The organism is Brevibacterium sp. (assembly GCF_031179145.1).
Lineage (GTDB): Bacteria > Actinomycetota > Actinomycetes > Actinomycetales > Brevibacteriaceae > Brevibacterium.
This window is the reverse complement of record NZ_JAPSIB010000025.1, coordinates 24,665-40,977: the sequence shown is the minus strand read 5'-3', so window position 1 is coordinate 40,977 and position 16,313 is coordinate 24,665. Positions and strand designations below refer to the sequence as shown.

Annotated in this window: 14 protein-coding genes; 7 read left to right on the top strand and 7 right to left on the bottom strand. The window is 66.2% G+C overall.

The window, feature by feature from the left end:
- The first annotated feature begins 295 nt into the window (after positions 1-295).
- Genes gcvH through RIT73_RS15690 form a run of 4 tightly spaced genes read left to right on the top strand, consistent with a single transcriptional unit; the run spans position 296 to position 3,518 of the window.
- On the top strand, positions 296-700 hold the full coding sequence (gcvH, locus tag RIT73_RS15705) for a glycine cleavage system protein GcvH (RefSeq protein ID WP_309133038.1): 405 nt from the start codon (positions 296-298) through the stop codon (positions 698-700).
- Positions 700-1,617, top strand: coding sequence for an FHA domain-containing protein (locus RIT73_RS15700; RefSeq protein ID WP_309133037.1), 918 nt, complete (start codon positions 700-702; stop codon positions 1,615-1,617). The genes gcvH and RIT73_RS15700 overlap by 1 nt, the downstream gene beginning before the upstream one ends.
- A 10-nt stretch (positions 1,618-1,627) precedes the next feature.
- Positions 1,628-2,110, top strand: coding sequence for a bifunctional nuclease family protein (locus RIT73_RS15695; protein WP_309133036.1), 483 nt, complete (start codon positions 1,628-1,630; stop codon positions 2,108-2,110).
- A gap of 13 nt (positions 2,111-2,123) precedes the next feature.
- The gene (locus RIT73_RS15690) at positions 2,124-3,518 is read left to right on the top strand and encodes a class II 3-deoxy-7-phosphoheptulonate synthase (RefSeq protein WP_309133035.1); all 1,395 of its coding nucleotides are present in this window, start codon (positions 2,124-2,126) and stop codon (positions 3,516-3,518) included.
- A 137-nt stretch (positions 3,519-3,655) separates the two neighbouring features.
- Here the strand turns inward: RIT73_RS15690 and RIT73_RS15685 are convergent, their stop codons facing one another.
- Together RIT73_RS15685 and RIT73_RS15680 are read right to left on the bottom strand one after the other, a co-directional pair.
- Positions 3,656-5,845, bottom strand: coding sequence for a PASTA domain-containing protein (locus tag RIT73_RS15685; RefSeq protein WP_309133034.1), 2,190 nt, complete (start codon positions 5,843-5,845; stop codon positions 3,656-3,658).
- On the bottom strand, positions 5,842-6,981 hold the full coding sequence (locus tag RIT73_RS15680; protein WP_375295021.1) for a LysM peptidoglycan-binding domain-containing protein: 1,140 nt from the start codon (positions 6,979-6,981) through the stop codon (positions 5,842-5,844). The genes RIT73_RS15685 and RIT73_RS15680 overlap by 4 nt, the downstream gene beginning before the upstream one ends.
- Before the next feature lie 168 nt (positions 6,982-7,149).
- Between RIT73_RS15680 and RIT73_RS15675 the strand changes: the two genes are divergently transcribed.
- On the top strand, positions 7,150-7,500 hold the full coding sequence (locus RIT73_RS15675) for an Rv2175c family DNA-binding protein (RefSeq protein WP_309133032.1): 351 nt from the start codon (positions 7,150-7,152) through the stop codon (positions 7,498-7,500).
- Between the two features lie 53 nt (positions 7,501-7,553).
- Here RIT73_RS15675 and RIT73_RS15670 read toward each other — a convergent pair whose 3' ends face one another.
- Entirely contained in the window at positions 7,554-8,708 is a 1,155-nt protein-coding gene (locus RIT73_RS15670; protein ID WP_309133031.1) for a polyprenyl synthetase family protein, read from the bottom strand.
- Positions 8,705-9,235: a hypothetical protein gene (locus tag RIT73_RS15665; RefSeq protein WP_309133030.1), complete on the bottom strand. Its 531-nt coding sequence runs from the start codon at positions 9,233-9,235 to the stop codon at positions 8,705-8,707. Before RIT73_RS15665 ends, RIT73_RS15670 begins: the two co-directional genes overlap by 4 nt.
- Before the next feature lie 64 nt (positions 9,236-9,299).
- Between RIT73_RS15665 and dinB the strand changes: the two genes are divergently transcribed.
- Positions 9,300-10,538 (top strand): DNA polymerase IV, encoded by a 1,239-nt coding sequence (gene dinB, locus RIT73_RS15660; protein WP_309133029.1) that lies wholly within the window; start codon positions 9,300-9,302, stop codon positions 10,536-10,538.
- A gap of 155 nt (positions 10,539-10,693) precedes the next feature.
- Entirely contained in the window at positions 10,694-11,101 is a 408-nt protein-coding gene (locus tag RIT73_RS15655; protein ID WP_309133028.1) for a DUF3040 domain-containing protein, read from the top strand.
- Positions 11,102-11,752: 651 nt separating this feature from the next.
- Here the strand turns inward: RIT73_RS15655 and RIT73_RS15650 are convergent.
- The 3 genes from RIT73_RS15650 to RIT73_RS15640 are packed head-to-tail and all read right to left on the bottom strand — an operon-like array spanning position 11,753 to position 16,219.
- Positions 11,753-14,080, bottom strand: a complete 2,328-nt coding sequence (locus RIT73_RS15650; protein WP_309133027.1) for a transglutaminaseTgpA domain-containing protein — start codon at positions 14,078-14,080, stop codon at positions 11,753-11,755.
- Positions 14,077-15,225 (bottom strand): DUF58 domain-containing protein, encoded by a 1,149-nt coding sequence (locus tag RIT73_RS15645; RefSeq protein WP_309133026.1) that lies wholly within the window; start codon positions 15,223-15,225, stop codon positions 14,077-14,079. Before RIT73_RS15645 ends, RIT73_RS15650 begins: the two co-directional genes overlap by 4 nt.
- A gap of 4 nt (positions 15,226-15,229) precedes the next feature.
- Complete coding sequence (locus tag RIT73_RS15640) at positions 15,230-16,219, bottom strand: AAA family ATPase (RefSeq protein ID WP_309133025.1); 990 nt, start codon at positions 16,217-16,219, stop codon at positions 15,230-15,232.
- Between the last annotated feature and the right edge of the window lie 94 nt (positions 16,220-16,313).

Here is a 16,313-nt window from a genome sequence, read left to right as displayed (position 1 = left end):
GGATTTGAACCCACGACCTCTTCACCCCCAGTGAAGCGCGCTACCAAGCTGCGCCATAGCCCGTTACCGAACACCCTCGTGAGGCAACGAGACCTAGCCTATAACGATCATCGGCGAAGTGCCAAAATTGCGTTTCGTGACATACAGGAAACTAGTATCATCCCAGGTAGTCACGGAAGAATGGACCTTCGGACAGCCTTGGCTCAGGCGCTAGGTATCATTTCTGTTTCGTGATTGTTATGAACGTCCCCCAGGCGGCTATGCTTGGGAGAACAACAAGCTAAGAGGAGTCGACATGGCGGATCTGGATTATCCAGTGTCTTTGCGATACTCACGCGACCACGAATGGGTCGAAACCACGGAGGACAATGCCGTTGTCCGTGTGGGTATCACTGATTTTGCCCAGGAACAGCTGGGTGACGTCGTCTATGTCGATCTGCCCGCTGTCGGCGATTCGATCACCGCAGATCAATCCTGCGGCGAGGTCGAGAGCACGAAGAGTGTGTCCGATCTCATCGCCCCGGTGTCAGGCACGGTGACGGAAGTCAATGACGAGCTGGACGGTACGCCGGAGCTCGTGAACTCGTCTCCATTCGAAAACGGATGGATGTTCCTCGTCCAACTCAGTGAGCCTGAGCAGGTCGAAGCACTGCTGGACAGCGAGCAGTACAGAGAATTCGTTGAAAGCGAGGAGGCGTGATGTCGCAGAACAATGACCAGGGTCGTCAGGGCCCCTCGCAGTCCTGGTATGACAACGGTCAGGCGCCGAAGTCGAAGAAGTTCCCGTTCGGTGCTGGCAGCAGTGAGTCTGCTCCTGACACGGAGACCCGCAACCATTGGCAGGTCGAGGCAGCCCAGTACGGTGCCGGTGGAGGCGCCGGAGATCCGCAGGCGACCGGGCAGGGGCACACCCCGCCTTATGGTCAGCAGGCGGTCAATGATGCACCTCAGGCACCGCAGTACGGTGCTCCTGACGGCGGACAGCAGTTCGGTGGTTCGGGCCGGGGTCGGCATGCCGAGCACCCGACCGACGAGACCTCCGCGCAGGGACATGACGAGTACCAGTCGCAGCAGTCGGCGGGGTCGGGTCCTCAGCAGCCCTATGGCGATCAGGGCGGCTCCGGGCAGCACCAGGAGCAGCCGGGCCAGTACCAGCAGCACCAGGGGCAGTACCAGCAGCAGGGACAGCCGGACCAGGGCCAGCATCAGCAGCAGCCGCAGGGACAGAGCCAGCAGAACCAGCAGGCCTTTCAGGGAATTCTGGACCCGCACACCGGTGAGATCCATCCGGTGCCTGACCTCGACGGTCTGCAGGAGACGGACGCTCTGCTCGTCGTCGTCTCCGGACCCGACTCGGGTTCGCAGATCCTGCTCGACACGGACGTGGTGACCGTGGGACGCAGTCCCAACGCCGACATCTTCCTCGACGATGTCACGGTGTCGCGCAAGCACGCTGAGTTCATTCGGACTCCCAGCGGATTCACCCTCCGTGACACCGGTTCGCTCAACGGCACCTATGTGGGTCGCCAGCTGATCGACTCCATCGAACTGCACAACGGTGCGGACGTTCAGATCGGCAAGTTCCGGATGATCTTCCAGCAGCGTCCGCGCTCCTGACCGGGGGATAATGTCAAACGTCGAAGTCGAGGTTGTCGGTGTGCGCATCGAGATGCCAGCCAACCAACCGATCCTTCTGCTCAAGGCCACCGAACCTGCGTACTACCTGCCCATCTGGGTCGGCGCCATCGAGGCGAACGCGCTGTCCATCGCGCAACGGGGCCTGACCCCGCCGCGGCCGATGGCCCACGCGCTGCTGCTCGATGTGCTCAGCTCCTATGACGCCGAGCTGGCGGACGTGGCGATCACGGGCAAGGACGGCCAGATCTTCCTCGCCGAGATCCACACCAGCGATGGCAAGTCGATCTCAGCCAGGCCCTCGGACGCCGTGACCTTGGCGCTGACCGCTCAGTGCCCCGTGTACGTCGATTCGGACCTACTCAAAGAAGCCGGAATCGAAGCTCCCGAAGCCGACGAGGAAGAGGTGGCCCAGTTCAGGGACTTCCTCGACAACGTCTCCGCCGAGGACTTCGAAACCGGCAGTGAATCATGAAGAAAGAGCCACAGTGAGCCTCCATATAGATCCGGTATTCGACAACAGGGATATCGCCCACGCCGACACCGACCACCTCGGCGGTCTCGACGACTGGCGAGACATGGAGCCGAAGCAGCAGCCGACGTATCTCGATCCGGAAGCCCTCGAAGACGCTCTGACGCGTCTGCGGAGTTCGCCGCCGCTGATCTTCGCCGGCGAAGCCGATGTGCTCAAACAGCGGATCGCCGCAGCCTCGCGCGGTGAGGCCTTCGTCCTGGCGGGCGGAGACTGCGCCGAATCATTCGCGGGTGCGCAGGCCGACAAGATCCGGGCGCGGGTCCAGACCGTCCTCCAGATGGCTGCCGTGCTCACCTACGGCGGTTCGATGCCGGTGGTCAAGATCGGTCGCATGGCCGGCCAGTTCGCCAAGCCGCGTTCGACCGACACGGAGACGCGCGACGGCGTGACGCTGCCGTCCTTCCGCGGCGACATCGTCAACGGATACGAGTTCACGGAGGAATCCCGGGCCCACGATCCGGCGCGCCTCGTGCAGGCCTACCAGGTCTCGGCGTCGACGCTCAACCTCATCCGTGCGTTCACCCAGGGCGGATTCGCTGATCTGCGCCTGGTTCACGAATGGAACCGCGGCTTCCTCACCTCCAACCCTGGTTACCAGCGCTACGAGCAGACCGCACGCGAGATCGATCGCGCGGTCCGGTTCATGGACGCCTGCGGTGCCGACTTCGAGGCTCTCAAGACCACCGAGTTCTACGCCGCCCACGAGGCGCTCCTGCTCGAGTACGAACGTGCGCTGACGCGGATCGATTCCCGCACGGGTCAGGCCTACGACGTCTCCGGCCACTTCCTGTGGATCGGTGAGCGCACCCGTGAGATCGATGGGGCGCATGTCGACTTCCTGTCGAAGGTGCGCAACCCGATCGGCGTCAAGCTCGGTCCGACCGCGACCGCCGACGATGCGCTGGCGCTGGCCGAGAAGCTCGATCCCGAATGCGAGCCGGGCCGCCTGACCTTCGTCACTCGCATGGGGGCGTCGATGATCGCCGAGACGCTGCCCAAGCTGCTCAAGGGCATCGGCGGCCGGCTGCCGCACGTGACCTGGGTCTGCGACCCGATGCACGGCAACACGATCACTTCGAACACCGGGTACAAGACTCGCCGGTTCGAAGACGTCATGGCCGAGGTCGAGCGGTTCTTCACCGCTCATCAGGATGCCGGCACGATCCCGGGCGGGCTCCATGTCGAGCTCACCGGCGACGACGTCACGGAGATCATGGGGGGAGCGACTGAGATCGACGACGAGGGACTGCGTCGTCGCTACGAGACGCTGGTCGATCCTCGCCTCAACCACGACCAGTCGCTGGAAATGGCGTTCCAGGTCGCTGAGTACCTGACCCGCCGGAACTGACGCACCGAACGGACAAGAAGGCCTCTGCGTGATCACGCAGAGGCCTTCTTCATGCTCTCGCCGAGGCTGTCGGCTGATGCGCTGACGCCGTCAGGCGATTCGCCGGCAGTGTTCGCCGAATCTCCTCGAGGGAGGCGTCACTTGTCCCCGGAGTCGTCCTTCGTCTCGTCAGCCTTCGTCTCGTCGGCCTTCTTCTCGTCCTTCTTGTCGTCCTTGGGCTCGTCCTTCTTCTCCTTGCCCTTGGAGACGCGGACGATGACGAGCGAGTCGTAGGGCTTCGCCTCGGTGCTCTTGGGCCACTGGAAGACGACGTCGCCCTTCGGCACGGTATCGGAGAAGACCTCTTCCTTGCCCACCCGGAAACCGCGCTTGGCCAGAGTCGCGTAGGCAGCGTCGTAGCTGAGCCCCTCGACATCAGGGACCGGGATCGGCGCCGGTCCCTGGGACACGACGAGATCGACCTTCTCGCCGCCGGTCAGCTTCTCCTCCGGCTTCACCGAGGCGGAGATGACGACGTCCTTCTTCACCTCGTTGCTGTGCTCGGTCGTCACCTTTCCGACAGCCAGCCCCGACTTCTCCAGCGCAGTCTTCGCGTCCTCAGCGCGGAGGCCGGCGAGCTTCGGGACCGCGAAGAGCTCCTCGCCCTTCGACACGACCACGGTGATCTCGGACTTCGGTTCCAGCTCTGCTCCGGCCACGGGATCGGTGCCGATGACGACTCCCGCCGGGACCGTGTCGTCGAAGACCTCCTTCGTCTGCGGCTGCAGACCTGTGTCCTTGAGCTGGGACGTCACGACTGAGGCCTGCTTCCCGGCGAGTTCGCCGGGCACGATGGCCGAGCGCGCCGGCAGGTTCGCGACGATCATCCACGCGATGAGCGCGATGACCACGAACCCCGCAGCCACCGTGGTGGCCAAGCGTCGTCGTCTCCGTCGGTGTCCCGCCGAGCTCGCCGAGGCGGCCGTCGCGGTCGCGACACTCGCTGACCCAGCGGTGCCGGCCGGCGTCGCGCCGGCATCGCCGGTCTTGTTGGCGGCAGCGCCGGCCGTCGGCTTCTCGGCGGCGGCGTCTGGCGTTGACTTCTCGGCGGCGGCGTCTGGCGTTGACTTGTCGGCAGCAGCATCGGCCGTTCTGGTGGCACCGGTCGCAGCGCCGGCAGCGGCGGCCGGCGACTTCTCGGCGGCGGCGTCTGCCTTCTGGGCGGAGTCGGCCGGCACAGCACCCGCGGCGGCGGTGCCGGCCATCAGGGCGGTGGCGGGAAGAGCACCGGTCCTGCGCGGCTCGTCCCTGTCGGAACGATCCTTCTCTTCGGAACGATCCGCGGCGTCCGCCTCGGCGAGGTCCTCTTCATCTTCGTCGAGGTAGGGGATCTCGTCGGTCCGGGAGCGCTTCTCCTTGGGGGCCTCCGCACCGAGATCGATGCTCGCGGTCAGCGCTGGGGCGTGCCCACCGGTTTCGACTTCCGGGGCGCCGAAGTCGAGCTCGGCGTCCGTCATCTCCGCGCGCGCCTCGGCGAGGGCATGCCGGAACTGTGCCGAGTCGTCGGGGCGGTCGTCCGGGTCCTTCGACGTCGCCCACAGCACGAGGGCGTCGAGGCGCGGACTCAGGCCCGAGACATGCTCCGACGGCGGGGGAACGGTGTCGTGGACGTGGCGGTAGGCGACCTGGATCGGTACATCGTCGGTGTAGGGCTGGATGCCCGTGAGCATCTCGTAGAACATGATGCCGACCGTGTAGAGGTCTGTTCTGGCATCCGCGCCGGCGCGCGTGACCAGTTCCGGGGCGACATAGCCCACGGTGCCGATCAGGGTCTTGGTCGTCGTGGCTGTTGTCACCGCTCGGGCCAGCCCGAAGTCGGCGAGCTTGACCTGGCCGTCGGTGCCCAGGAGCACATTGTCGGGTTTGAGGTCGCGGTGGATGATGCCGGTCGAGTGCACGGCTTCGAGCGCGGCGAGGATCGCGTCGAGAACCACGATCGCCTGCCGCGGGGTGAACTGCCCCCGGTGGCGCAGTTCCCGTCGCAGGGTCACCGACGGCAGGTACTCCATCACCAGGTAGACGATGTCGCCGTCGCGGGCCTGGTCGTGGATCGCGACAAGGTTCGGGTGGGTGAGCCTGCCGGCGTTGATCGCCTCGCGCCGGAATCGTTCGACGAAGGTCTCGTCGTTGATCAGGTGCTCGTGCATCACCTTGATGGCGATCTCGCGGTCCAGCCGCAGGTCGGTGCCCCGGTAGACCATGGCCATGCCGCCCCGAGCGATCTTGGCGTCGATCCGATAGCGCTCGTTGAGCACGACGCCGATGAGTGGGTCGGTGCGAGTGCTCACAGCGCCTCCTTCAATCTCTGCCTCTGCAGCTGGACTGCGCGGACGAATGCCTTGGTCTCGGGCAGGACGCCGTCGGCGCGGACGGAGCGCAGGTCCTGGTAATAGCCGGCCAGCGCCTCGGTCTCGGACTCAGCGGTTTCGATCAGCCAGCCGAGGATGACGGTGCCGGCGACGATGTTGTCGGCGATGTCGAGCAGATCGAGGGCACGTCCGACGATGTCACTGGCCCAGCGACCGGAACGGGGAGTGACCTGCATGATCCCGATCGCGTTGCCGGGGGAGACGGTGGTGTGCTGGAAGCCGGATTCCTGGGCCGCGACGGCCTGCATGAGTTCGGGCTCGGCGCCGAGTTCCACAGCGATCTGCGCGACGAGCAGCCGGGCCTGCGCGGGGGCAGGGTGCCTGCGCCGCAGCAGCGTGTACTTGTTGAGCCGGGCGGCGTGGAGGACGTCGGGGTTGACGGCGTGGGTCTGCGCGCTGGCGGCCACCCGTGGAAGGACGGTGGGTGCCTCGGGCACCTGGCGGCGTCGCCTGGCGGCGGAGTCGCGGAGCAGCAGCAGCTCACCGACCGCGATGTAGGACGAGTCGCCCATCGAGTTGGCCCGGCGCAGGGCTCCGGGGGACATCCCGTGTCGAGCGGCGATGCCGGTCAGCGTCTCTCCTGGTGCGACCACGTGGGACGGGTCGGTGTCGGGCAGCTCGTTCTTCTCCGGCAGGGACAGCACTTGGCCCTGCTGCAGGTTCTGGCGGGGGGAGATCCGGTTGAGCTCGGCCAACGCCGGCACGGAGACCCCGTGCTTGCTGGCCACGGCGTAGAGGGTGTCACCCTGCTTGACCTTGTAGGTGCGGCCACCGTGGGTGACCGGAACGGGTTCGGAGGCGGTGCCGGAGATCCAGCTCGGCCCGACGGTCTGCTGGGCGGCAGCACTCTGCTGGGTGGCGCTTGCCTGGTGGGCGGGACTTGCCTGCAGGTTGGTGCTTGACTGTGAGGCAGTGCCCACCCGTTCGTCCGCGCCCGAAGCAACCTGCTCGTCCGCAAGTCCCGGAATCGGACCCGTCGAGTTCACCCTCGAGGCAGCACGGATGTCAGGGGCGGCGGTAATGGGAACCTGCGGATTCCGTCGCGTGCTAGTCATCTGTCACCTGTTGAACTCAATCGGATGGGGAAGCTTCACACCCCAGGTTATCGAGACCAGCGCCCGCGACTGGGCATTCGCCTCCGCATGGCGGCATGTTTTTTCCCCTGGAGCAGTCGGCTCCGGCGCCTGCCGCGCACGACCGGCGGCAATTGCTACCCTTGGGGTGTGAATACCGAAGAACTCGTCCAGGATTGGGCCACACTGCCAGACATCGCCGAATCGACCGGGCTGAGCTTCACCCAGGTGCGCAGGCTCCTCGAAGACGGCGCGATCTGCGGCTACAAGCACGGAGACCCGAAGGTGATTCGGGTTCCGACCGCATTCTTCCTCGACGGATCAGTGCTGACGCCTTTGAAGGGAACCCTGAGCACGCTCAGGGACGCCGGCTTCGATGACAAGGAAGCGATCGAGTGGCTGTTCACTCCCGACGATTCGCTGCCGGGTCGGCCCATCGACCTGCTCCGCGCGGGCAACCGGAAGGAAGTCAGGCGACGCGCGCAGGCGCTGGCCTTCTGAACTCGGCTCTGCGGGAGGTTCAGCAGCCCCGGGGGGTCAGCTCTGCGGGAAGCTCAGCTCTGCCGGAAGCTCAGGGCGTGGGCGAAATCGGTCAGCTGCCGGCGCGCCTCGGGTCCGATCCTGGCCGCGCCGTCCGACCACTCCTCGAGGACCGACAGTGACTGCGCGTACTTGGCTTCGATGGTGGACTCCACCGCTTCGAGGCCCGAGCGCAGCATCTCCATCGTCTCGGTCACCTCGGCGTCGGTGAGTCCGGAGTCGCCGAGGCGCGCGGCCAGGACCTCGACGTCCGCGGCCGTCAGTTGATTCATGCTCTCGGCGATGAGCACCGTGCGCTTGCCCTCGCGGATGTCGTCGCCCGCCGGCTTGCCGGTGGCGGCGGGATCCCCGAAGACGCCGAGGACGTCATCGCGGAGCTGGAACGCCTGCCCGAGGGGGAGGCCGAAGCGGGAGATCTCGCGGAGCAGCTCCTCGTCGGCTCCTGCCAGCGCCGCCCCGAGCAGCAGTGGCTGCTCGACCGAGTACTTCGCCGATTTGTAGCTGAGCACCTCCCAGGCGCGCTCGGCGATGCGGTCGTCGTCGAGGGGCATCACCTCGGCGCGCACGTCGAGGAACTGCCCGATCATGACGTCACGACGCAGCTGCGCGCGCAGGGCCCGAGCTGCGGGCGTGATCCCCAGCGTGGTCTGGGCGGTCTCGAACAGCTCCTCGCTCAGCGCCAGGCAGATGTCGCCGATGACGATTGCGGCAGCGACCCCGAACGACTCCCCGTCACCCTGATAGCCGGCTTCGGCGTGGAGACCCGCGAACTGCCGATGCAGCGACGGCTTGCCCCTCCGGGTGTCCGAGTGATCGATCACATCGTCGTGGATGAGTGCCGCCGCATGGAGCAGTTCGAGCGAACCGGCTGCCTGCGCCAGGGCGGGAGACAGCGTAACCCGGTCGAAGCCCTCGCCGGTCGCGAGCTGATAGCCCCACCACAGCAGCACCGGACGGATGCGCTTACCGCCCCGAGTGAAGTCGACGAGCGCGTTCGCGATCTCGGCGGCGTCGGGGGAGATCGCTCGGAACTCATCGGCCTTGGACTCGAGGAACTCCGCGATACCAGCGGTCACCTCGGCGGCGATGGCCTCCGGTGCGTCGAGGGCGGCCACGGCCGGTGCCGGTGAGGTGCCTGCCGATCGGTGCGTCGACTGATCGGACGTCATGGAGCGACGGTCCCTCCGACCGTCACGACCGAGCTCGAATCCTTGGCGTCCTTGCTGATGGTGACGACGAGCAGACCGTCGTTGTCCTTGTGGCGGTAGTTGGCGACGCGGGCCTCGTCGGTCTTGACCTCTTGGCCGTACGTCTCGAAGCCGGCCTTCTCGAGGTCCTTGGCGTAGAACTTGAAGATGTCCTCGGGCTTGGCCTTGGCCTTCATCACCAGGCTGACCTGGTCGAGGTTCTTCGCATCCGCCGAAGCCTCCGCCTTTCCGCGTGAGGCGGAGAGGACTTCCGCCTCGGGGTAGGGCTTGAGGTAGTCGGGGAGGTCCTCGACCGCGGCCTGCGTGTCCTGCTTCGGGGCAGCGGTCTCCGTCGGCTCCGGGCTGGGCTGGGCACTCGCCTCGGCGGTCTGGGAGGCAGGAGCCGAGGGAGTCGCGCTCTGCGCGGGGGCTTCGGAGGGGCTCGTGCAGCCTGCCAGGAGGAGGCTGAGTGCGAGCGGCAATGTGATGACAGTGGTGCGCGATACCATGACAGACAGACTACCTGGCCCGGGCGCTCCGGGCCGACAGGAGGGCGATGGGTGTGCGGCAGAGATGAGTCGGAAGCAGCTGTCCCGATCCGGTGGTGATCTCACCCGGCTGGGCACGGACGACACCGGTGCCACGATGCTGCACCTGGACATGGATTCGTTCTTCGTGTCCGTCGAGCTCCTGACCCGGCCCGAGCTGGTCGGCCGCCCCGTCATCGTCGGCGGCCGGTCCGGTCGCGGCGTCGTGGTCTCCGCCAGTTACGAGGCTCGCGAGTTCGGGGTGCATGCGGCCATGCCCATGTCCCGGGCCATGGGACTGTGTCCCATCGCCGAGGTGATCCCTCCTTCGCACGGCTTGTACTCCTCGTACTCCCGCCAGGTATTCGACCTTGTCGCCGAGGTGACACCCGACTATCACCAGGTCAGCGTCGACGAGGCGTACATCGACGTGTCGGGCGCCGTGCGCCGGCTCGGTTCGCCCGTGCAGATCACCTCGGCGCTGCGAGCCGAGATCACGGCGAGGACCGGACTCAACGCCTCCGTCGGAATCGCCGGCAGCCAGGTCGTGGCGAAGCTGGCCTCCACCCGCGCCAAGCCCGCCGGGCAGCTCCTCGTGCCGCTGGCCGCGACCCAGGCCTTCCTCGATCCGATGCCGATCGAGGCGCTGCCCGGAGTCGGGGAGAAGACGCAGGAGGGCTTCGCCAAGTACGGCATCCGGACCATCGGCGACCTCGCCGCCGTCAGCGAGGACTGGGCGGCACGAGTCTTCGGCGCTCACGGCCACCATCTCTGGCACAGCGCCCACGGCAGGGACTCCCACGGTCTCGATCGGCAGGCCAAGGAGCGTTCGATCAGCGCCGAGCACACCTTCGGCGCCGACGTCTGGAATCTCGACGAGCTCGAGCACGAACTGCTGCGCCTGTCGGACAAGGTGGCCTATCGGATCCGCGCGGAGGGCAAGGTCGCGACAAGCCTGGGCCTGAAATACCGGCTGTCCGACTTCACCACCCTGTCGCGGTCGGTCACGCTCGGTGCGCCGACGGACCTCGCGATCGAGATCCACGAAGCTCTGCGGCCCGCGCTGCGAACCCTGCGGGAGTCGAAGGCAAAGGGGGTGCGGCTGCTGGGCGTGCGCGCGGCAGGCCTGATGGACTTCTCCGTCAGCGGCAGACAGGCTCGACTGGATGAGCCCGAACATTCGACCAGGGAGGCGGAGGTCGCTCTCGACGACGTCCGGAGGAAGTTCGGGACCGAGGCGATCTCACAAGCCTCTCTGCTGAGAAAGCCGCCGCGGGAGGACTAGTTTCCGAGATGATTTCAAGACTCGGCCCGGATGCCTTCGCACTGCCTCAAGAGGGCATGGGAATCAGGTTCATCCCTTGGTACTCAATATGTTTTTTCAGTGTTCACAGACTATGATTGAGGCATCAGTCAACGCGCACGAAACGGGGGTTCGAGATGCCACTCTCCGATCACGAACAGCAGCTGCTCGACCAACTGGAGAAGCAGCTTCGCAGTGAAGACCCACGTTTCGCGCGCAACATCACCGAAACCCAGGCCGCCGTCAGCAGCCCAGGTTTCTCCGCGAGGCGATTCGTGGTGGGAATCCTACTCGCCCTGGCCGGTCTCGCCGCTGCCATCTTCGCGATCTCGATGGCCACGCATCATGGTCTCTGGATCGTCCTCGGAGTGGTCGGATTCGGCCTCATGGTGACCGGAATGTACTGGGCGTTCAGCCGTCCTCACGCCGGTGGTTCGGTGAAGAGTTCACCGTCGTCCTCCGGCCCGACGTCGCAGCCCAAGGGTCCCTCCGGTTTCATGAACCGCATCGAGGACCGGTGGGAGAAGCGCCAGCGAGGCGAGTGACCGCCGACTCATCGTCCAGGGCATCTCGAAGCGTCCTCCTCACGGAGGGCGCTTTTTTGTGCCCGCTTGGTGGACGTTCATGTCGTGCCTGTTGGGCCCGCTGATGTCGTGCCTGTTGGGCCCGCTGAATCGCCGGCGCAGTCCGCCCGCGAAGTGCTGCCACCGCGTCTTCGTCGCCGAGAGTGCTGGGCATCTGAGGGGTCCGTCGCCGAGAGTGTTGGGCGTCTGAGGGGTTCAGCCTCACATCACTTTTGGTGCTATACATCTGTTCTGAAACAGATGTATAGCACCAAAAGTGATGCAGGTTCGTGCCGTCACGTGATGAGATGCTGGTTCGTGCCGTCACGTGATTGAGATGCAGGTTCATGCGATCACGCGATTAAGTCCGGTGGGCACCCCGCCGACTGAACCCCGTGCACCGCCTGAAACCTGTACCTGGCGTGGCGTCGCGAGACTGAGGTCGCGAGGCCTCGACTGGTTCCAATCACACTCAGTGCACGCCGTTCCTGTTCCGTTCACATGTGGTGCGAGCAATCAGGTTTGAATCTGATCGCTCGCACCACATGTGAACGGAAGAGCGCGCACCACATGTGAACGGAAGAGCGCGCACGACACGTGAATGCGCGAGCGCGGCTGGTGGTACGGTCTGGTTCAATTGGGCGGATCGAAGACGCTGGCGGGCCAGATGACGGCGGAGATTCTCTTGCCCGGCGTCGCACTGTCGGACAGCGCCGTCTTCACCTCATCGACCACGGCGTGGCCTTCGGAGGTGCTGAAGTCCTCGTCACGAGACCCATAGCGTTGGGCCTCGAGCGCATCGATGAAGGAGGCCAACGCCGAGTCGCGATGCGGTCGCACCAGGGTCGGAAGCGGACTCTGCAGGGACTCGAGAGCGCTGCCAGCGGACTCGGCACCCGTCGCCGTCCCAGTGCCATCAGCACCGGTCGCACCGATCGAGGCTCCGTCGCCGTCAGCACTGGCATCTCCGGTGACCTTGCCTACCAGGACGAGTTCGTTGAAGCGCAGGGTGCGACTGGGATCGAGGCTCTGCCCGTAATCGGTCGCCAGCGCCCGGATCTCCGCCCAGACATGTTCGAGGTCCACCGGGGAGCCCGTGCGTCGTCGCCGCTGGAGAACTCGCCAGATGGCCGGAATCGCCAGGAGCAGGATGACGACCACGGCGATCAGTGCCGCCCAGAGGTATGTGGTGTAGTCGGCGCCAGTCTCCTCGGCCGCGGCCGTCGTCGGCTCCTCGGAAGGAGCCTCGGACTCGGCCGCAGGCGGCTCGGAGGCATCCTCGGTGGGCTCTTCGGTCGGTGAAGCGGTCTCCTCGGCGTCCTCCGACTCCTCACCGGTATCCCCGCTGGCCACCGACCACTGCGGAGGAGCACCGGCCGGGCCGCCCGGGGTGGGTTCGAACCGTACCCAGCCGGCGCCTTCGAAGTAGAGCTCCGGCCAGGCGTGCGAGTCCTTCATACTGACCTCGTACTCGTCGCCGGACTTGTCGCCCCCGGCGAAGCCGACGCCGATCCGGGCCGGAATGCCCATGGTTCTCGCCATGATCGTCATCGCGGAGGAGAACTGCACGCAGTACCCCTTCTTGTCGACGAGAAAGTCCGAGATCGCGTCGCCGCTGGCCTGCTCGGGAGCATCGAGGGAGTATTCGAACTCGCCGCTGCGGAAATACGCCTGCAGGAGAACCGCTGCCTCCCACTGGTTCTCCGCCCCAGCAGTCACCTCGTCGGCGGTGTCCCGCACGCTCTGGGGCAGGCTGGCCGGGACTTCGAGTTCGGTTTCGAAGTCGCCCGAGTCGACGGGAGTCGCCGACTGCAGATCTTTGGCCGATGGTTCGACGGAGAGATAGTCCATCGAATACTTGAGTCCTGCCGTTCGCTCGCCGTTTCCGACGATCGCCAGCGAGTTCTCGTCATAGATCCATCGGCGGTTGAGCCCGGACGGCTGCTGCGGGGCATAAGGGGTCGGCAGGTACTGCTGATCGTAGTCACCGATCGTGACGTCGATGCTCTGTTCACTGTAGTTCTTGTCCCGGGGCAGGCCCTGCGGCCACGGCAGCCCCTCGGCGGCGATGGCGAAGGGGTCGAGCGTGAACGGCGAAGGCGTCCAGTTCTGGCCGTCGAACGCGTCGATCGATGTCAGTCGCACTGGCGGTGGGTTCTTCGCGGTCGTGCTGTAGCTGAACAGCTTGGCATCGTCGCGGTTGCCGAGATCCGCCCGCAGGTCGAGGAACGGGTTCGTCACGGTCAGGTCGGCCTGGTTGCCCGATGCCCGGTTCTCGATGGTCGGAACCTGGGGCAGGAGCGTTGGCATCCCGAGCCCGATCGCCACGGCGAGAGCACCCGCGACGAGGGCGGTGAGTCCGCCCCGCCACCTCGACGAGGCGAAATAGGGGCTGAGCATGAGCAGCAGGAATGCCGTCAGGATCGCTGCGACATGCCACCACCTGACCTGGGCCGGGGCGAAGAAGACCGGGATCATCCACAGGACCAGCAGCAGCACCCCGCTGACCTTCGGCGCGCGCAGATCCGCGACGAGACCGTCGATGAGGATCGTGATCAGGGTGAAGGCGATGACGAGCATCGCCGTGAAGCCGGGCGTGCTCGGGGCCGGGGGAGTCGTGGCGTAGAGGTCGCTGACTCCCGTGGAGAGCAGGTCGATGCCGCCGACGAAGGAGCGACCGGTGGGAATGAAGCCGAACAGCAGCGTCTGCGGCACACACAGGACGAGCACCGTCAGCACACCGACCACGCACTGGGCGACGACCGCCGTCCCGCTGGCGCGCAGGGCCGGAATGCCTCTGAACAGAGCGCCGACGGCGACGATGAGGAACACGGACACGAGCACAGGGGGCAGCCAGTTGACGTCTGCGAACACGGCGGAGAGGCCGACGGCCGTGAGCGCCATGGCCACGAGAACGGCGCCCGCTTCGAGCCAGGCTGGAGTTCTGGGGTCGTCGTTCATCGTCTCACTCGCTTGGAATCGAAGGCGGTCCACGACTCGGGAAGATCCTCGCTCAGGCCCAGCAGCGTCATGTCGTCGAGCTCGCTGAGGCTGCGGATCGTGACCGGCGTCCGCTTGGTGAAGTGCGCAGCCATCTCCTCGGCACGCGATTGGTCCGCGGCGCAGATGAGGACATGGTTCGGATTGTCATGGGTCGGCAGCTGCACAGGACCGGGCTCGACGAGGGCGGTGAGCAGGCGCAGCCTGTCCACGTCGCGCGCCCCCTTGAAGCGGATCTGATGCCCGGGCATCACGGCGAACACCTCGTAGTCCGCGCGGAGGAACGCGATGCCGGCGGCTGTGGCGGCGGCCAGCAGGAATTCGGTCTCCAACTCGTCGGGGTGGTCATCGGGGCCTTCGAGGTCGACGACGAGGAGCGCGTGGAGCGTCTCCTCCTCGGCCTCGTGGCGGACCATGAGCTCACCCGACTTCGCCGTCGTCGGCCAGTGCACGTGCCGCAGGTCGTCGCCGGGCACGTATTCGCGGGTGTGGAAGTCGCGCGTGGTGTGCCCGGACCGGATCTTCCCCTCGTCGAGGCGGGCCGGTCGGATCGCGGAGTCCTTCGGGATCCGTGCGGCCAGGGTCGGCACGGCGACTGCGACGGGGAAGCCGTCGAGAACCTTCTTCTTCGTCGTGACCAGTCCGAAGGGCCCCGCGACGGTGATGAGCACCGACTCGAGGCCGCTGAGCCCGCGCCGGTTGGGGATGAATGAGGTCAGGACCGTCTGTCCCTGTCCCCGGCGCAGTGCGGGGACCTCACCGGTCGTCGATTCGCCGAAGCCGTCGGCGGCCACGAAGTCGATCGTCGAGGCGGGGATCGCCAGCGGCCCGGTGTTGACCACCAGGGCTTCGAGCTCTACCTCTTTGCCTTCGGGGGCGAGCGGGTAGCGATCCGACGAGTGCGGAAGGGCGACTTCGGGCAGCGTCGTCTCCAGAGTGATGGACACCCTCCTGGTGCCCCAGAGGATGAGGAGGGCCGAGAGCAGAACGAGCGCCAGGAGCAGCACTCCGGCGGGCAGCAGTCCGGGCAGGGCGAAGCGATAGGCCGCGACGATGAGGGCGGCCCCCGTGATGACGAAGATGATCCCCGAGGTGCTCAGACGCATGCGGTCACTGGTTCGCAGAGACGGGAACGCGTGCGATGACGCGCCCGATGAGGTCGGCCGCGAGGTCCGCGTCGTCCCCGTCGCGGGGAATGATGCGGTGGGCGAGGACGTAGGGCGCCAGAGACTGGATGTCATCGGGGGTGACATAGGTCCGGCCCGACAGTGCGGCCCGAGCCTTAGCGGCACGGAGGAGATGGACGCCGCCGCGCGGCGAGCAGCCGAGAACGATCGCCTGATCATTGCGGGTGGCGTCGAGGATCGCGACGATGTACTCGCGCAGCTGACGGCTCGCACCGACGTGGCGGACGATATCCCTGGCCTGGGTGATCTGTTCGAGGTTCGACGCCGGCTGGGCGCTGCCGAGGGGATCGTGGGCGATCTGGTTGTCGAGCAGGTCGACTTCATCCTGCATGCGTGGGTAACCGAGGGAGACACGGATCATGAAGCGGTCACGCTGCGCCTCGGGCAGGGCGTAGGTGCCCTCCATGTCGATCGGGTTCTGAGTGGCGACGACGATGAACGGCGAGGGCATCGGGTAGGTCGTGCCGTCAATGGTCGCCTGGTTCTCGGCCATGCACTCGAGCATCGCCGACTGGGTCTTCGGTGAGGCGCGGTTGATCTCGTCGGCGATGACGATGTTCGCGAACACCGGACCCTGGCGGAACTCGAAGTGGCGGGTCTCCTGATTGAACAGGTTGACTCCCACCACGTCGGTCGGCAGCAGGTCGGGGGTGAACTGAATGCGTCGCACCGATCCGTCCACGACCTTCCCCATCGCCTTCGCGAGCAGGGTCTTCCCGACCCCGGGCACATCCTCCAGGAGGACGTGGCCTCCTGCCAGGAGAGTGATGAGGGACAGCCCGACTGCCTCATCCTTGCCTTCGAGGACTGCGTTCATCGCGGTCCGCGCGCGAGAGGTCAGCTGCTGCACCCATTCGATGTGCTCGGCACCGATCGCAGAGTTGGTCTGTGTGGCTTCATGGCTGATCGACATGCACCCCATTCTCCCCCAAATCGCCGATCCGCTCCACACACCGCTTTTTCAGGCGGCCGCGTGCTTCCGCCACACACCGCCTTGTCAGGGGCCC